This window comes from Gluconobacter kanchanaburiensis NBRC 103587 (genome assembly GCF_007988905.1).
Taxonomy (GTDB): domain Bacteria; phylum Pseudomonadota; class Alphaproteobacteria; order Acetobacterales; family Acetobacteraceae; genus Gluconobacter; species Gluconobacter kanchanaburiensis.
In genome coordinates this window covers 41833-57188 of the sequence record NZ_BJVA01000002.1, presented here as the reverse complement: position 1 = coordinate 57188, position 15356 = coordinate 41833, and the positions used below count along the sequence as shown (strand labels likewise).

The 15356-nt window shown below is 53.9% G+C and carries 13 protein-coding genes; 6 read left to right on the top strand and 7 right to left on the bottom strand.

What is annotated here, in order from left to right:
- Nucleotides 1-24: 24 nt before the first annotated feature.
- Complete coding sequence (yghU, locus tag GKA01_RS02010) at nucleotides 25-900, top strand: glutathione-dependent disulfide-bond oxidoreductase (RefSeq protein ID WP_146858733.1); 876 nt, start codon at nucleotides 25-27, stop codon at nucleotides 898-900.
- 68 nt (nucleotides 901-968) lie between these two features.
- On the opposite strand, the gene GKA01_RS02005 is transcribed toward yghU, so the two are convergent.
- The 4 genes from GKA01_RS02005 to GKA01_RS01990 are packed head-to-tail and all read right to left on the bottom strand — an operon-like array spanning nucleotide 969 to nucleotide 5769.
- Complete coding sequence (locus tag GKA01_RS02005; RefSeq protein ID WP_146858731.1) at nucleotides 969-2600, bottom strand: GMC family oxidoreductase; 1632 nt, start codon at nucleotides 2598-2600, stop codon at nucleotides 969-971.
- A complete protein-coding gene (locus GKA01_RS02000) occupies nucleotides 2590-3135 on the bottom strand; it encodes a sugar dehydrogenase complex small subunit (RefSeq protein ID WP_146858729.1) in 546 nt (181 codons plus the stop codon). The genes GKA01_RS02005 and GKA01_RS02000 overlap by 11 nt, the downstream gene beginning before the upstream one ends.
- 34 nt (nucleotides 3136-3169) lie before the next feature.
- Nucleotides 3170-4465, bottom strand: coding sequence for a cytochrome c (locus GKA01_RS01995; protein WP_146858727.1), 1296 nt, complete (start codon nucleotides 4463-4465; stop codon nucleotides 3170-3172).
- A complete protein-coding gene (locus tag GKA01_RS01990; protein WP_146858725.1) occupies nucleotides 4465-5769 on the bottom strand; it encodes an MFS transporter in 1305 nt (434 codons plus the stop codon). The genes GKA01_RS01995 and GKA01_RS01990 overlap by 1 nt, the downstream gene beginning before the upstream one ends.
- A gap of 363 nt (nucleotides 5770-6132) precedes the next feature.
- Here GKA01_RS01990 and GKA01_RS01985 point away from each other — a divergent pair, with 363 nt between their 5' ends.
- Both GKA01_RS01985 and GKA01_RS01980 read left to right on the top strand, forming a co-directional pair.
- Nucleotides 6133-6828 carry a substrate-binding domain-containing protein gene (locus GKA01_RS01985; RefSeq protein ID WP_146858723.1) on the top strand — a complete coding sequence of 232 codons (696 nt, stop codon included), beginning with the start codon at nucleotides 6133-6135 and terminating at the stop codon, nucleotides 6826-6828.
- 19 nt (nucleotides 6829-6847) lie between these two features.
- Nucleotides 6848-8308 carry a carbohydrate porin gene (locus GKA01_RS01980; protein WP_146858721.1) on the top strand — a complete coding sequence of 487 codons (1461 nt, stop codon included), beginning with the start codon at nucleotides 6848-6850 and terminating at the stop codon, nucleotides 8306-8308.
- Between the two features lie 45 nt (nucleotides 8309-8353).
- Here GKA01_RS01980 and GKA01_RS01975 read toward each other — a convergent pair whose 3' ends face one another.
- Entirely contained in the window at nucleotides 8354-9433 is a 1080-nt protein-coding gene (locus tag GKA01_RS01975) for a lactonase family protein (protein WP_167506302.1), read from the bottom strand.
- A 328-nt stretch (nucleotides 9434-9761) separates the two neighbouring features.
- Here GKA01_RS01975 and GKA01_RS01970 point away from each other — a divergent pair, with 328 nt between their 5' ends.
- Entirely contained in the window at nucleotides 9762-11006 is a 1245-nt protein-coding gene (locus GKA01_RS01970; protein WP_146858717.1) for an alpha-hydroxy acid oxidase, read from the top strand.
- Here GKA01_RS01970 and GKA01_RS01965 read toward each other — a convergent pair.
- The gene (locus GKA01_RS01965; RefSeq protein WP_146859103.1) at nucleotides 11003-12073 is read right to left on the bottom strand and encodes a LacI family DNA-binding transcriptional regulator; all 1071 of its coding nucleotides are present in this window, start codon (nucleotides 12071-12073) and stop codon (nucleotides 11003-11005) included. The genes GKA01_RS01970 and GKA01_RS01965 overlap by 4 nt on opposite strands.
- 41 nt (nucleotides 12074-12114) lie before the next feature.
- On the bottom strand, nucleotides 12115-13194 hold the full coding sequence (locus GKA01_RS01960) for a lactonase family protein (RefSeq protein WP_167506301.1): 1080 nt from the start codon (nucleotides 13192-13194) through the stop codon (nucleotides 12115-12117).
- A gap of 219 nt (nucleotides 13195-13413) precedes the next feature.
- On the opposite strand from GKA01_RS01960, the gene GKA01_RS01955 reads away from it, so the two are divergent.
- Together GKA01_RS01955 and GKA01_RS01950 are read left to right on the top strand one after the other, a co-directional pair.
- Nucleotides 13414-14442: an SMP-30/gluconolactonase/LRE family protein gene (locus GKA01_RS01955; RefSeq protein WP_146858713.1), complete on the top strand. Its 1029-nt coding sequence runs from the start codon at nucleotides 13414-13416 to the stop codon at nucleotides 14440-14442.
- Nucleotides 14443-14611: 169 nt separating this feature from the next.
- Nucleotides 14612-15268 carry an arylsulfatase gene (locus tag GKA01_RS01950; protein ID WP_146858711.1) on the top strand — a complete coding sequence of 219 codons (657 nt, stop codon included), beginning with the start codon at nucleotides 14612-14614 and terminating at the stop codon, nucleotides 15266-15268.
- Nucleotides 15269-15356: the final 88 nt, after the last annotated feature.

Sequence of the window (15356 nt, the reverse complement as noted above, 5' to 3'; positions counted from 1 at the left end):
CACAGTGTCAAAAGGAACAGTGTCATGAGCGGCTCCCCTGATTATACACCACCCAAAGTCTGGACCTGGATGGCTCCAAGCGGTAAATTTGCTAGCATAAACCGCCCGATCGCAGGCGCGACGCACGAACAGGCGCTTCCGGTTGGTCGACATCCTCTTCAGCTCTACTCTATGGGCACCCCCAATGGGGTCAAAGTCACAATCATGCTCGAGGAGCTGCTGGCCGCGGGTTATTCACAGGCCGAATATGACGCTTGGCTTGTCCGGATTGGCGAGGGGGAGCAGTTCAGCTCAGGTTTCACGGAGATCAATCCCAATTCCAAGATTCCGGCTCTTGTCGATCACAGCGGTGACCAGCCTCTGGCCGTTTTTGAGTCCGGGTCGATCCTGCTGTATCTGGCCGAGAAATTCGGTGCCTTTCTTCCCAAAGATATCGCTCTCCGGACAACATGCCTGAACTGGCTTTTCTGGCAGGTGGGCAGCGCGCCCTATATCGGGGGTGGTTTCGGGCATTTTTATGCTTATGCGCCGAAGAAAATCGAGTATGCGATCAATCGTTTTGCCATGGAGGCTAAACGGCAACTGGACGTGCTTGATCGGCGCCTTGCGGAAAGTGCTTTCGTAGCAGGACCAGACTATACAATTGCCGATATGGCCATTTTCCCGTGGTACGGAGGACTTGTGGAAGGCTGGCTCTATAATGACGCTGCCACGTTCCTGAGTGTTCAGGACTATCCCCACCTCAGAGCATGGGCGGATCGACTTCTGGAGCGGCCAGCCGTTCAACGTGGTCGCATGGTCAATCGAACATTCGGAGAGCCGTCGAGCCAGCTTCGTGAACGTCACGACGCTTCTGATTTTGAGACGAAAACGCAGGATCGGATGATCGATACCCCTTAAATTCCAACTCGGAACTCTGCTTTGGAGAAAGATGGATTCCGAGTTGGAAATGTCCCGGTTTTCAGGCCTTATACTTCGCCCTGTATCCTTTCAGCTATTCGCAGGGACAGTGCTGCAGCCGTCAGGGTGGGGTTCATACATGTACTTGCAGACATGACACTGGTTCCTGCGATGTAGAGATTGGGATGATCGTGAGCACGACAGTCACGGTTCACGACAGAATCCTTGGGATTATCTCCCATGATTGTCGTACCGGACGGGTGCTGGCGATTTTCGAATTTCATGTTCTTCTTGATAATGTCCGCGTCAAGAAGTTGCGTGAAGTTGTTGAGATCCTGCATGGCAAGCTCGGTGCCCGCATGCCAGTAGTCGTCGAGATTATAGTAGAGTGACGGGACGGGCAGTCCCAAAGCATCGAATTTCTTCGTGCTGAGAGTCACACGATTTGCGGGATCAGGCAGAACTTCAAAGTCTACGGCCCAGGCGAGTGTATGGGCGGAAAGCTCCTGAATTTTTCGATCAAGTTCTGTGCCCAGAACGCCCTGCTCCAGAAGAGTAGCAGCGTATTGGGATACCGGGGTCGTATTGCGGACCTTGATCTTGTACTGGGCAGCGTTGCGGCGAAAATCGCCTTCACGCTTATTGAAGACCAGCAGTTCTGTCGGCCCTTGTCCGGGCCACATCGGGTCGCGGGTTTTCATGGTGACGCTGATGCCGGTGGTATCCATGAGGTTGCGACCGACCATGTCCGAACTGTTTGCAATTCCGTTCGGGGAATGTCGTGTTTTGGACATCAGAAGGAGCTTGGGTGTTTCAATCGTATGAGCGGCAACGACGAAAACCTTTGCAGTAACCTTGTGTTCTGAACCGTCGGGACGTTTGAACCACAGCGCCTGAATTCGTCCCGTATCATCGTCTTCAAGTCTGTAGACAACAGCGTTGGGTATGATGGTCGCCCCACGGCTTTCGGCGATGTCGCAATGCATCGAACCATCATATTTCGCGCCGATGGGGCAGATCGGGTTGCAGTTGTTGTTTCCAGCACAGACTGGTCTTTGATTATAGGGACGCGTTGCCCGGCCATGGGGCTCCCAGACCGGGTGATATCCTCCGGCTGACAGTTTTTCGGCCAGTGTTTTGAACATGTAGGTCAGAGGGACCTGCTTCATGGGATAGGGTGCTGTGCGTGGCGGAGAGGGGTTTCCGCCAGCCCCGCTTTCGTCCTGATCATCCGTTCCGCTGACACCAAGTTCCAGTTCAGCTAGGTCATAATATTTTTCGAGGTCGTCATAGCCGATCGGCCAGTCCCGCCCGCGACCATATAGCGAATTGAGTTTGAATTCGCTGGGCAGCAATCTCCAGAGTGCGGAGCCGAAATGCCACGTCGTGCCACCGACAACCCGAAGATAACTCGTGTTGTATTTGACCGGCCCGTTCTGCTCCAGATAGTCGCCATAAGTGGATGGAGCGTGAGGAAGGCTTGGAAACGGCGATCCTGCTCCCTGAAGCTTCATGTTTGCCAAAGACAGTTTGACGGGAGCATCCCGGTAGGTTTCAACGATGTCGCGACGTTTGACCCGCGGTCCGGCCTCCAGAATGAGAACGGATTTTCCCGCTTTTGCCAGTTGAGCGCCGATCAGGGCGCCACAGACGCCTGAGCCGACAATGACAACGTCCGCATGTAGGGTTTCACTGCTCATCGGACACTCCCTTGAGCATCATATAAGGTTCAGGACGGTTGCCCCATGCGAGGGGGCCGGCACCGTATGAGGGAACGACCAGGGCTCCTGCGACAGCCTGAAACATCAGGGCGTCGGAATAGGCGATCATTTGTTTTTTCGGATTCTGACCGATTACACCGAGATACCAGGCGGAGACGATGGTTGTTGCGGTGTTTCGTGCTTCGGGGGAGGGGCCATGACTGAGGTAGTCATCCATGGTCTGAACCCCCGAGGCGTGAATCTCCCGGGACAGGTTTGCGATCCTGACTGCCAGGTCCGGGAACTGATCCTGCAGGCCAAGATAATACCGTCGTGCCAAGGTGACGCTCAAGGTCTTCCTGCCCGTCAGAAATTCGGAGAGTATAAGAAAATCTGTTACATCAGAAGCTTTGGGCGTGTTGGTCAGCCCGCGGGGCGCAAGAAGGCCCATACTTCCGAATGCCAGACCGCCAAGCAGAAGCCTGCGTCTGGACACCTGACATACAGCCGTTGCGAAGAGAGACTGTTGTTTCATGGTTTAGCGCTCCACAAACGGACATAGGATCTGGTCATGGCGTCAGCTCGGCACGGCGTTTCTCGACATAGCGTGCGTCGATCTGCACAGATGGATTGCCGAACGCCTTCAGAATGAAATTACTGACATCAGCGATATCCTGATCCGAGAGACGATTGACCCAAAGTGCCCCGGGCCCGAACGCCGGCATGAAGACCGCATTCTCACCGGTTTGCCTCTCGACCCCAGTCAGGATGGTCGCCACAAGGTTGCGGGCGTTGGTGCTGCCAGTGGCAGAGTTGTGCGTCAGGGAGGGGTAGACGTTGATTCCTTGTCCTTGTGCCTGATGGCATGATGCGCAGGAACCACTAAAAATTTTCCAGCCCCTGTCGTCAGGGTTTGTCTGCCCACGTGCGATATCTTCAGTCGGTTCTGTGGAGCCGTAGGATGTCCGGGAACGTTTTTCCTTACTGGCAATCGGGGAGACTTCCCGCAGATATGCGATCATGGCATCGACGTCGTCTGGCGTAAGAAAGCGAGTACTGTTTGTGACGACTTCTGCCATTGGGCCTGCCGCCTGGCCTTTATTCATCGCGTGACCCGATGTCAGGTAATTCCTGAGATCGCTGTCTGTCCAGTCAGCGATGCCGGCGATCTTGTCAGTCGTGATATTGGGGGCGTACCACGCACCGACGACCGAGCCCGATAGAGCGCGTCCATTCGCCGGGCCCATGAAGAGAGTGCGCGGTGTGTGGCATGTACCGCAATGCTCCAGATGATCCACCAGATAACGGCCACGCGCGACCTGTGATGTTTCTCCAGGTCGTGGCTGGAACGTGCGTGTATCAAGATAAAGCCAGTTCCACAGCGCCATGCCCGAGCGGATGCTGAATGGGAAACGGATATTATCGGGCCTGTTTTCCTGTTCGACAGGTGCAACCTCGGACCTGAAGAAGGCGTAGAGCGCCTCCATATCGTCATTGGTGATGGCAGCGTAGGACGTATATGGCATGGCCGGGTAGAGCCGTTTGCCGTTGTGTCCTATTCCGCGGCGAACAGCATCAAAGAACTCTGTTTTTGTGTAGTCACCAATGCCGCTCTTCGGGGCTGGTGTGATATTGGTCGAATAGATTGTTCCGACAGGTGTTATGATCGGGTAGCCACCCGCAAAGGGTTTGCCACCAGGTGCGGTATGGCAGGCCAGGCAATCGGCTGCGGTCGCAATATATCGACCTTTTTCAGCGAGCGTCACGTCCGCGGCCTGTGCCTTGGGCAGCAGGGACGCCAGTGCCGAGCACGCTACAAGGCATATAGCCACTCTGGTGCTGCAAGAGGTGGAGATTTTGCGCATCAGGAACGTCCCGTTGTCAGAGATGCTACCGACGGATTATGGCCGTGCGAAGGAATTCGCTTGTTATGCACCAGCATTAGGATGCTCAGGCCCCCCAAAAGGCCTACGGCTGCTGCGATCCAGAAGGCGGACGCATATCCGCTGGTGGCGTGTTCGATAACGTAGCCTGTCAGGGCAGGGGCAATGACTCCTGACATGTTGGCAAGGAAATGGATGAAGCCGCCGACGGTACCCATATAGATGACGGGTGTGACTTCATGGATCATGGCCCAGAGCGATTGGGTCCCCATCGACAGCGCGAAGAGGGATAACGTGAAAAGTGCCACAGCCGCGGTTACGGAGTGAACGCTCGGGATGACGGAAAGGGTGATCGTGGCCAAAAGAAGGGGTACGATCGTGGTCGTTTTACGGGCCTTCAGTCCGTTTTCACTGCGTTTAAAAAACAGGTCTGAAATAAAGCCACCGAGGAAATATCCAAGAAAACCGCCAATCCATGGAACGCCTGCCGCAACGGAAAGTCCCGCTGGCGTGACATGCATGACGTTCGTGAAATAGCTGGGCATCCAGGAAACAAAAATATAGAGGGGGTAAAGGAGGGCAAATAGCCCGAGAGCCAGACCCCAGGTGGATTGCCGAAGAATGTAATGTCTCAGAGGCGCGCTTCCTTTTGGCAGGATGGCTTCCGAGCGGTCGGACGTGATATGCGCCAGCTCTTCGGGCGTGACGTGGCGGCTTTCCGCGGGGCGATCGGATGCAAAGGTTAGCCACAGGACGCACCAGAGAATACCGATGGCGCCAAGCATAACGAATGCCAGTCGCCATCCAAAGAAATACCCCAGAGAAATCACCAGTGGTGCGGCCACCGCACTCCCGAGGTTCTGTCCCGAAAGTGTGAAGCCCAGGGCACGGGCTGTTTCTTTTCTGGGAAACCAGTTTGTGACCATTCGGTTGGTGGTGGAGTTCATCGGCCCTTCAGAAGCACCAAAAAACAGACGCACGATAATGAGTGGGAATAGCGCTGCGACCGCTCCGGTCAACGAGCAGAAAACCGACCAGCTCACGACTGCAACGCCAAAGGTGCGCTTTGGCCCGAATTTGTCGGACAGGTAGCCGCCCAGAAAGGAAAAGATTGCGTAGCTAAAAAAGAAGGCGCTAAATACCCAACCCAGCTGCGAGGGCGTGATGTGAAGATCGCGCTGTATCTGAGGCGCTAGAATGCCGACAGCAGCGCGATCAGTATAATTGATCATTCCAAGCGCAAACAGCAGCACGGCAATGACCAGTCTGTAGCGTCCTTTTGTCACGATACACCTCAGTGGCGGGCATTGATTTACCCAGCCGTTTTTATATCCAGAACCAGACCATATGGCGCTCTAATGAAAGGCGCTTACATCATATGCGTGCCGCTCAAACAATCCAAAAAGCTGAGACAAGAATATGAGGCAGTGATTTTTAGGCTTTTTAGAAAGATAAAAAAATAAAAATATCTCCTATAATCAGATATATAGATGCATATACCATATAATTGTGATATATATCACATATACGTGTTTAACGCGAAAGAAAATGTCTAGTGTAAGCGTTTTCATTGACGCCGCGCAGATTCTGGTTTTCGAGAGATTGGCGTGGCTTTCTTTGTTTTATCTGCGCGAAGGAGATAGGCGGATATGTCGCAAGGGCAGTTTTCACTGAGCGTGGCTCTGGTTGTAAAGGGTGCATTCGATGACGGAATTCTACAGGATTTCGTCCGGAAAACGGGCTTGGAGCCTGTTATTGAATGGGCCCCTACGACGGTCATTCTTGCATCGCTTGAAAAAGGGAAAAGACCTGACGGGATCATTGTAACTGATGACGCGCTGGAGGGACTTGTTGAGAAGAAAATTGTCGCGCCAGATGCCTTGGTGCCACTAGTGGTTTCGAAAATTGGCATCGGTGTCGCCAGTGGGGCGAAGCATCCTGATATAGCGACAGTCGATGCTTTCAAGGCGACGTTGCTGAAGGCCCGCTCGGTTGCTTATTCGCTTGGTGGTCAAAGCGGTCTGTATTTTGCACCTCTCCTCGAGCGGCTTGGCATTGCTGAAGCGGTTAATGCTCGGGCGACCCGCATTCCTTCCGGATTTTCCGCAGAAAAGCTGAGAACGGGAGAGGCTGATCTCGCTGTCCAGCAGATCAGCGAGCTTCTGGCAATCGAAGGAACAGAAATCGTAGGAGGCCTTCCTGAAGAAATTCAGAAAGTCACGGCTTTCTCGGGGGCGTCTCTGGCTGACAGCTTCCAGAAAGAGAGGGTTGAGGCATTTCTTGCCTTCCTGCGTGAGCCGAAATCAGTGGAACGTTTCAGAAAATCCGGTCTTGAGCCCAGGTAAATCGCGAGAAGTAACGATCATGATTTCTGGTTCTGTGAGGTATTCGGCTGCATTGCTGATCGGCAGTGCAGCCCTGTTCTGTGGTTCCGCATATGCTCAAACGATTCAGGAGGCTGAGCCAACTTATGATGCCAGCGTTCGGGTCGCAAAGCCGCTTCCCGCCACGCCTCTGAATGGACCGGTGGTGCCGCCATTTGAAAATCCCCCCGCATTATTACCTGATGTTTTCGGTGTGAAAGCTTGGTTGAGGGCGCACGGAATCGCGCTCCTGATGTCTAATACAAATGAATTTACAGGGGCTGTTAGCAAACCTACGCCGGGTTTCAGAAATTATCGTCAGGGAGCAAGTAACGCGGGGCAGATCAGTACGATTCTACATATGAACTGGGATAAGTTGATTGGTTTGCGCGGTTTTGCAACACATACCGTTTTTACAAGCCGTTATGGTACGACGGCCAACCGCATGTTTGGTGACTGGTTGGGTCATGCGTCGGAAATCTATGGCGGAGGGGGGAATGTCGTCGTCCATCTGGTTATGGCTTATGGTGAGGAAAACCTTTTCGGCGGTCGACTGGCGATTGCAGGCGGCCGTATGACTGAACTAGCGGATTTCTCCAACTCGCCCTTGTTCTGTAATTTTATCAACAACAGTCTGTGTGGCCGTCCCAGGGCTGTGAGTGATAATGATTATATTGGTCGTTATCCAGCTGGTGTCTGGGGAACCCGCATTCGTGGACGCCCCTCTCGCTATACTTATATTCAGGCCGCTGTCTATTTTCCTGAGAAAAGTATGTTCTCCAACCTCTACAACCGGAGTGGCTTCAAATTCAGTGGCGGGTCGGCCGTTCTTGGCCAGTCGATACCCGTCGAGGTAGGGTGGGAGCCGCAGTTTGGGGCGAAACACAAACTCGCGGGCCATTATAAAATTGGCGCACGCCTACTGACGGTTCCGGTTTCGGATAACTATTATGATGTTAACGGTTTGCCGCTTAGCGTGACGCGCAAAAAGGCGATGCAGCATAATAGGAGCTGGAGTGCATGGTTCGAAACGGATCAGAAAATCTGGCAGCCACAGGGAGCGCCTGCTTCGTCAGGCACCACACTAATTGGGGGATTCATTCTCAATGATCCACGCATTGCCCTCAGACGCTGGGAGACTTATTTCGGCTTTATCAATCGTGGGTTTATTCGTTCACGTCCTCAGGATGCACTAAATTTCATAGGGATGTATGAAAAAATTGCTGGTGGCGTTAGTGCTACGGAGGCGAATTATCTTGAAGAGGGAGCGGTAAGTCTGATGCCCAATCATGCGACGGGTGTCCAGAAAAATGCCGCTGTTTTTGAAGTCAATTATCAGATCCAGGTAACCCGGGGGTTTGCGTTTGCGCCGGATTATCAGATTTTCTTTAACCCGAACGGTCAAAGAAATCTGCGGACGGCGCATGTTCTAGGCTTTAAATCGACGGTTCAGATTTTCTAGTAAAAAGATATGCCTGTCTTTGCCAGTCGAAAGTTTTCTGGTGTTTCAGGCCGGTTGATCTGGTGCCGGCGTGAGAACAATACTGCTCGGACTGGCAACCTCCACACAGTGCTGAACACCCGTAATGTCCAGTTTGTGAGCCGTAAAGGCGACGCGGCCTATCGTGTCCGACGCTTCGTGGGCGATCAGAACTGTTGATGTAGGTACAGTGATTGTAAAAAATCTTGGCGTTTTGCCTCCACTCCCGGTCGATTGGGTGAGCAGAACCATTCCGGTATTATCGTCTATGGAGAGGACGCTCATCAGATCAGCGCCACGAAGGGAGACAAGGACCGACTTTGCGTCCGGGGAAAGGGCGATTTCTGCTCCTCTTCCGTTTCCTGTATAATTTTCGGGAAGAGCCTGAACAATCTGTTGAGGGGTCAACTTACCGGTTTCGGAATCATGACGATAATACGTTACCGTACAGTCCAGTTCGTTGATGACATAGGCGTAAGGTTTGGTTGGATGAAAGACAATATGTCTTGGGCCTGCGCCCTCACGTGTTGATATGCTGTCGACGATTCGAAGATTGCCCTCCTGGAACCGGAATACAAAAATACGGTCCAAGCCTTTGTCCGGGACATACAGAAAGCGTTCTGCGGGGTCGAATGTCACGCCATGAGGGTGAGAGGACTGCTGTTCGACACGGTGAGGACCACGCTCTCCCGGGAGTGTTGTGGATGACGTGACTGCACCGAGTATGCCGTTTGCTGCATCGAAAGAAACTGACGTGAGCGTACCGTCAGCATAATTCGGGATCGCGATGAAGCGGTTGGTCGTATCAAAAACGAGATGAACGGGATTGCGTCCGCCGCATTCAACACCAGATCTGTGTTGGAGAACGCCGTTCTGGCGATCGATAGCGTAAGACGAGATATGGTTGCGGTCTCCATGGACGGCGCAGAGATGGTTTCCGCTGCGATCCAGCGAAAGGAACGAGGGGTTGTCGGGTGTCGGCATATTCTGAAGATGCTTCCACTCCGTGAATGCGTCGTTCACATGGTAAACGTTGATCCCCCGGCCATGTGCCTGTCGCTCCGCAGTCGTGTAGCAGCCGACATAGGCGAAAAATCCGCAAGTCATAAGTTCTCCTGTCTTACGTGAGTTGGAATCTCGAATAGCAATTTGGAAACGATTACATATTCTTGAGGGGGGGGTAATAACCCTCCGTGAAATGAGGCTCATTTTTGCGTGATTGCCAAGTGGCAGGTCACAGAATTCTGGCGGAACAAATTAAAAAAACAAAACAAAAACAATAACATATATTTATTTCTTCGAAAATTTGACGTTATGGATAAACAGCTGAAACTGCGAGGATATACCATGTATCCCTTGCAACAGGCGCAGAAAGGGACATAAAGAGAATGTAAAGGCTTACATATTGGATTTGAGCGCAGGAGTATGTCTGAAAATGGGTGACATCATAAAAGCGGCGGACGGTCTTCCGCAGACTGCTCCTCCTGTTCTTTCCACAGCGCTTAAGGCAGCGCCTAGGATTCTTCCGGCACGTTTGCGGGATGTTCTCGCGCTCGATGATTTTGAGCGACACTCCAAGCCTTTACTTCCGCGCATGATCTATCAATACGTCGCAGGCGGTGTGGAAACGGAAAGCGCCATGCGCAACGGCCGCCAAGCCTATCAGGATTATGGTTTCACACCTCGTGCGCTGGTTGATACTTCGGCACGCTCCACGCGGACCAGCCTGTTCGGGAAAACGTATTCCGCGCCATTTTCGATCGGGCCTTTAGGGGGGGCAGCGTTCGTCGCCTATCGTGCGGATCTCGCGCTGGCGGGTGCGGCCCGCTCATGCAACATCCCCATGATTCTCAGCGCCTCTTCACTGATCCGGTTGGAAGACGTCATTTCCGTCAATCCTGATGCCTGGTTTCAGGGGTATCTTGCCGGGGATTTTGATCGGATCACGCGCATGCTCGACCGGGTCGAAGCCGCGGGTTATAGAAATCTCGTCGTGACCGTCGATACGCCGATACTTGGCAATCGCGAACATAATATCCGGTCAGGATTTGCTATGCCGATCCGGGTTACTCCCCGTGTGATGATGCAGAGTGTAACCCATCCACGCTGGCTTTTGGGAACTGTGGCCAGAACCTTCGTGAAGCACGGTGCGCCGCATTTTGAAAATACGGAAGCCGATCGCGGTCCGCCGATGATGTCCCGCAAAGTTCGCAATACCGTCGCGCGAGACAAGCTGACCTGGGAGCATATTGCGTTTATTCGCAAGCGCTGGACCGGACCTCTGGTCATCAAGGGCATCATTTCCCCGCATGACGCCTTCATGGCGCGGGATCATGGCGCGGACGGCATCATTCTTTCCAACCACGGTGGCCGTCAACTTGATTATGCGATGGCGCCTCTGCGTGTTCTGCCAGAGATCGCGTCCCAAAAGGGAGATATGAAGGTCATCATTGATGGCGGTATTCGCCGGGGGTCCGATGTCCTCAAGGCTCTGGCTCTGGGAGCGGATTTCACGCTGATGGGACGGCCTTTTCTATTCGCCGCAGCTTATGACGGTCAGAGAGGGGTGGAGCATGCTTATAGCATCATGCGCGACGAAATCATGCGCGACATGGCGATGCTGGGTGTGAATTCCGTCGAAGAGCTGAACGAAAGCTTCGTCAGAAAGGTCTGTCCCTAGAGCTTGTCCGGCGGGGCTACAGTTCCCCGAAGGACAAGCTCCGGGGTAATCCGGGTGACTTGGACCATCGTTTTGGCGCCCATGAGGTTCAGTAGAGCGAGAGCCGATGACTTCCCGATTTCATCGGCATCGACACGAATGGTTGTAAGGGGTGGCGAGAGAACGGCGGAGAAGCTTGAATCGTTGAAACCGATTACGGAAAGAGTGCGGGGAATATCGACGCCTCTCTCTGATGCCTCGCTCATGATGCCCAGTGCGATTTCATCCGTTCCACAAATAATGCCTGTCGGTCGTTGCTCTTTCGGACCGCCCATCAGCTGGCCGAAGGCATCCCGACCAGCTACAATTCCTGACGAGACAATCAGGTCATGCGCCGGACTGAGTTCCAGTCCGCGCTCTGCCATGGCAAGATGCACGCCTTCGGCTCGTGGGGCTGCTCGGTCATTGTTTTCACGTGTGCCGGTGACGACGGCAAGTCGTTTGTGGCCGAGATCCAGCAGGTAGTTTGCGGCCCGGAATGTGGCTTCCCGGTTATCGAAGCCAACACAGTATTCACGGTCTGAAAGGCTGAAACTTTGGATGATGGGAACCTGACTGCGTTCCGCGCGCGCATACAGGTCTGGATCGTGGATGCCACCAACCAGCATCAGCCCATCAACGCCGCGCTGCAAGAGAAACGCAGCTTCCTGCATTTCGGTAGCGAGATCGTATTCGGAACTGGCCGCCAGCACCTGATATCCCGCAGCCCGCATCGTTCTTTGAAAACTGGAAAGCGCACGCACGAACACCTCGTTTCCATAGCTGGGCACGATCACGCCAACTGTTGAGGAGCGACGCGTACTCAGCGCGCGTGCGGCACTGTTTAGCACAAAGCCAAGTTCCGCAGCCGCTTTCATGACGGCTTCGCGTGTTGCCGGTCTCACTTTCTCGGGTTCGTTCAGGGTACGGGACACTGTGGCGATGGAAACGCCCGCGAGTTCCGCGACATCCTGCGCGACCGGAAGGCGCGTGCGACCGTCGCTGTTTGAACTCCTGTTTTTTCTGGGCGATGGGTGGTCAGGGTTCATTGTGCTCAATGCTTGCGTTTCCGTTAGCGGTCTGGGGGGCTTTACCATGACGTTGCGGCCGCTGCCGGCCCGGCTGTCATGGGGAGGGTGCCGACCGGATGCAGCCTTATACTGTCCCATTTCAGAACAGTCATGGTCTTGTCAGTCGTGTTTTGCACGACAAGGGTGTGACCATCTGGAGAAAACATGATGCCTTGGGGCCAGCGTCCGACGTTTTCACTCGCCACGGGCGCCAGGCTGCTTCCGTCAACACGATAGAGTGTAAGAGTTCCGTGTTTCGACGGATCTTTGTTGGAGTTGTCGACAGCACCTACGGCGAGGTAGCGCCCGTCCGGAGAAAAACGGAGGGGTTCGGGGCCGGGGGCAACTGGGACTGTGTTGAGCAGATTTAACGTCCCCTCGTTAAATCGCACCAGGTGCACGGTGGGGTGTGCGGGGTCCTGATCTCCTATGGCGATGAGGCCCGATCCGGTGACGTCCATCGTATTGGGGGCATGGCCAAGATCAAGACGCTGTTCTCGTATGCCAAAACCGTCTCCGCGCCTGTCGAGGAGAGCGAGTTGATGACGGCCGCGCAGTACAACCACGGCATGTTGCCCGTCCGGCAGGAAAAGAACCGAGGCCGGGTTGCTGTCGGCCCCCATGTTCAGGGTCTGGACAGGGTGAAGTTGCCTGTGTGTGACGGAAAAGACAGAGACTGTTCCGCTTTTCCGGTTTCCAACGAGTGCCCATTTCTGATCCGGTGACACGGTGACCTGACTTGCGCCCAGGCCCGCGTGGAGCGTCTGGACGAGATGCGGGGTGGCGTGGTCGATGGCTACAACCGATACGACATCATCTTCGATAACAGAATCTCCCGCATGTGCGCCTGCGTGCGACCCGGCTGTGACGATGGCCCAGTGTGAATCCGGAGCGATCCAGACTGTTGTTGGAGGTCCTTCGACCGAGGTGGGTAGATCAAGGGTCTTTCCCAACGCAGGCAAGCCATGCTCGAATCGGATCAGGGAGAGGCTGTCGGGAACGATCGTCCGGGCAGTGATCATTTTTCCGGCAGTATTGGTCGTTGTATGGCCGTCATTTGCCGAGATAGCCCATTGCTCTGCCGCATGAACGTCCTGCACGAAAAATGCGCACAGGATGGCTCCTGTGATCGGACTTAGACGTCGTCTTTTTTGCTGTCGGGACTGTTTGGTGGCTGAGGAGGGTCGGTGAGTCATTGTGATTTGTTATCCATAAATAACAACAAAGTGATACAAAAATATCAAATTGGGTGATGGTACATTTAGACCAAAGATGTAAACGCTTTCAATTGCTATTGGAAGGTAATCTGCGGGGATGAGATGAGCATCATATTGAACCGTCGATCATTTCTCGGTTCCGTGACGCTGGTAGGTGCAGCCGCGTCTCTTTCGTCGTGGCATCCCGCTCATGCGGCTATGTGGCAGGCCTCACTTAGGCTGCCGGACCCTGCCGTCAGGATCCTCGATCCTGCTTTCAAAGCCTGCGTCAACGCTCTGTCCGTTGTGGAGCGGATCGCAACAGGATTTGAATGGACGGAGGGCCCTGTGTGGCTGGGAGAGGCGAATCTTCTGCTTTTCAGTGATATCCGTGGCAATCGCATCATGAAATGGGACGAGGCGACTGGAGAGACATCCATTTTCCGGGCGTCATCGAATTTTTCTAATGGCAATACGGTTGACCGTCAGGGCAGGCTTCTGACGTGTGAATGTGCCACCCGGCGCATCACTCGTACGGAAGCCGATGGCCGGATCACTGTTCTTGCGGACGGGTTTGACGGCAAACCTTTCAACTCTCCCAATGATATCGTCTGCACTTCTGATGGTGCCATCTGGTTTACGGATCCGGCTTTCGGGCCGAATTTTTCCGAAGGAGATCTGCCGCCCGTTCAGGCTGCGCGCGTCTATCGGATCGATCCGCGGACGCGGAAGACCGAGGCTGTATTGGAGGATGTGCCTGGGCCAAACGGCCTATGTTTCTCTCCCGACGAAAAGACCCTCTATGTCATCGCATCCCGTTACACCCCTCATCGACAGATATGGGCGTATGATGTTTCCGCAAATGGCACGGTCTCCAGCCAAAGGGTTTTCCTGGATTGTGCAGAAGGGGCGGCGGACGGGCTGCGTGCGGATATCAGCGGCAACCTGTGGTGTGGATGGGGATCAGGTGAGGGTCTGGACGGGGTTGCGATTTTCAATTCGCAGGCCAGGCAGATCGGACATATTGACCTGCCCGAACGTTGTCCGAATGTCTGTTTCGGGGGCGTTCATCGAAATCAGCTTTTCATGGCATGTCATACATCCATCTATCGCCTGACCCTTGCGACGCAAGGCGTACCGCAGATTGGCTGATGAAAGGAAAACTGGTTTTTCCTGGCATGACTTACCCGTCGTTCAGCAAGTTACGATCTCGTGAGGGGCCAAATATGAGTTTGCACTTTACCGGGTATTCAAAATATGAAAGCGTTTACATTTATTCCGGCTTTTGTAATGCCGTGGTCTGTTTTCAGGGAATGATGAAATGAGCCCGCGTATTGTCCTTCTTCATGCTACTCCGGTGGCAATGATGCCTATTCAGAAGGCATTTCGTCGTCTCTGGCCGGAGGCGGAGATCGTCAACCTGCTTGATGATGGATTGACGATTGATCGTAAAAAAAGTGCTGATCTGTCTCCGGATCTGTCGGAGCGATTTGTCGCTTTGGGGAAATATGGGGCGTCCATGCAGGCGCAGGGTCTGATGATCACGTGCTCTGCATTTGGTCCGGCAATTGACGTGCTGGAAAACGAGCTGACGATTCCTGTGCTCCGTCCCAATGAGGCCATGTTCCGCGCAGCGCTGGAAAAGGGTACGCGTATCGGGATGCTGGCGACATTTGCGCCATCCGTGGTGACAATGGAGCAGGAGTTTGAGACTTTCCGGGAGCAGGCATCGTCAAAGGCTACACTGGAAACAATCATTGTGCCTGACGCCATTGATGCACTGCGTCGTGGTGACGTTGAAATACATAATCGTCTAGTTGCTGAATATGCGCCGCGTCTGAAGCACTGTGATGTCATCATGCTTGCCCATTTCTCAACATCTGAAGCTCTAAAAGCGGTGGAGGCTGCTGTCAGTATTCCGGTGCTTGCCGCGCCGGATGCAGCCGTCCAGAGGATGCGCCTGCTGCTGCGCGCCTGAGCATCAAAAGCGGTTCTGATCTGCATCCCGGCAGATGATTTCATCGACACGCGTGGCAATGTTGCCGAATTTGCAAAGGTGTCTGGAG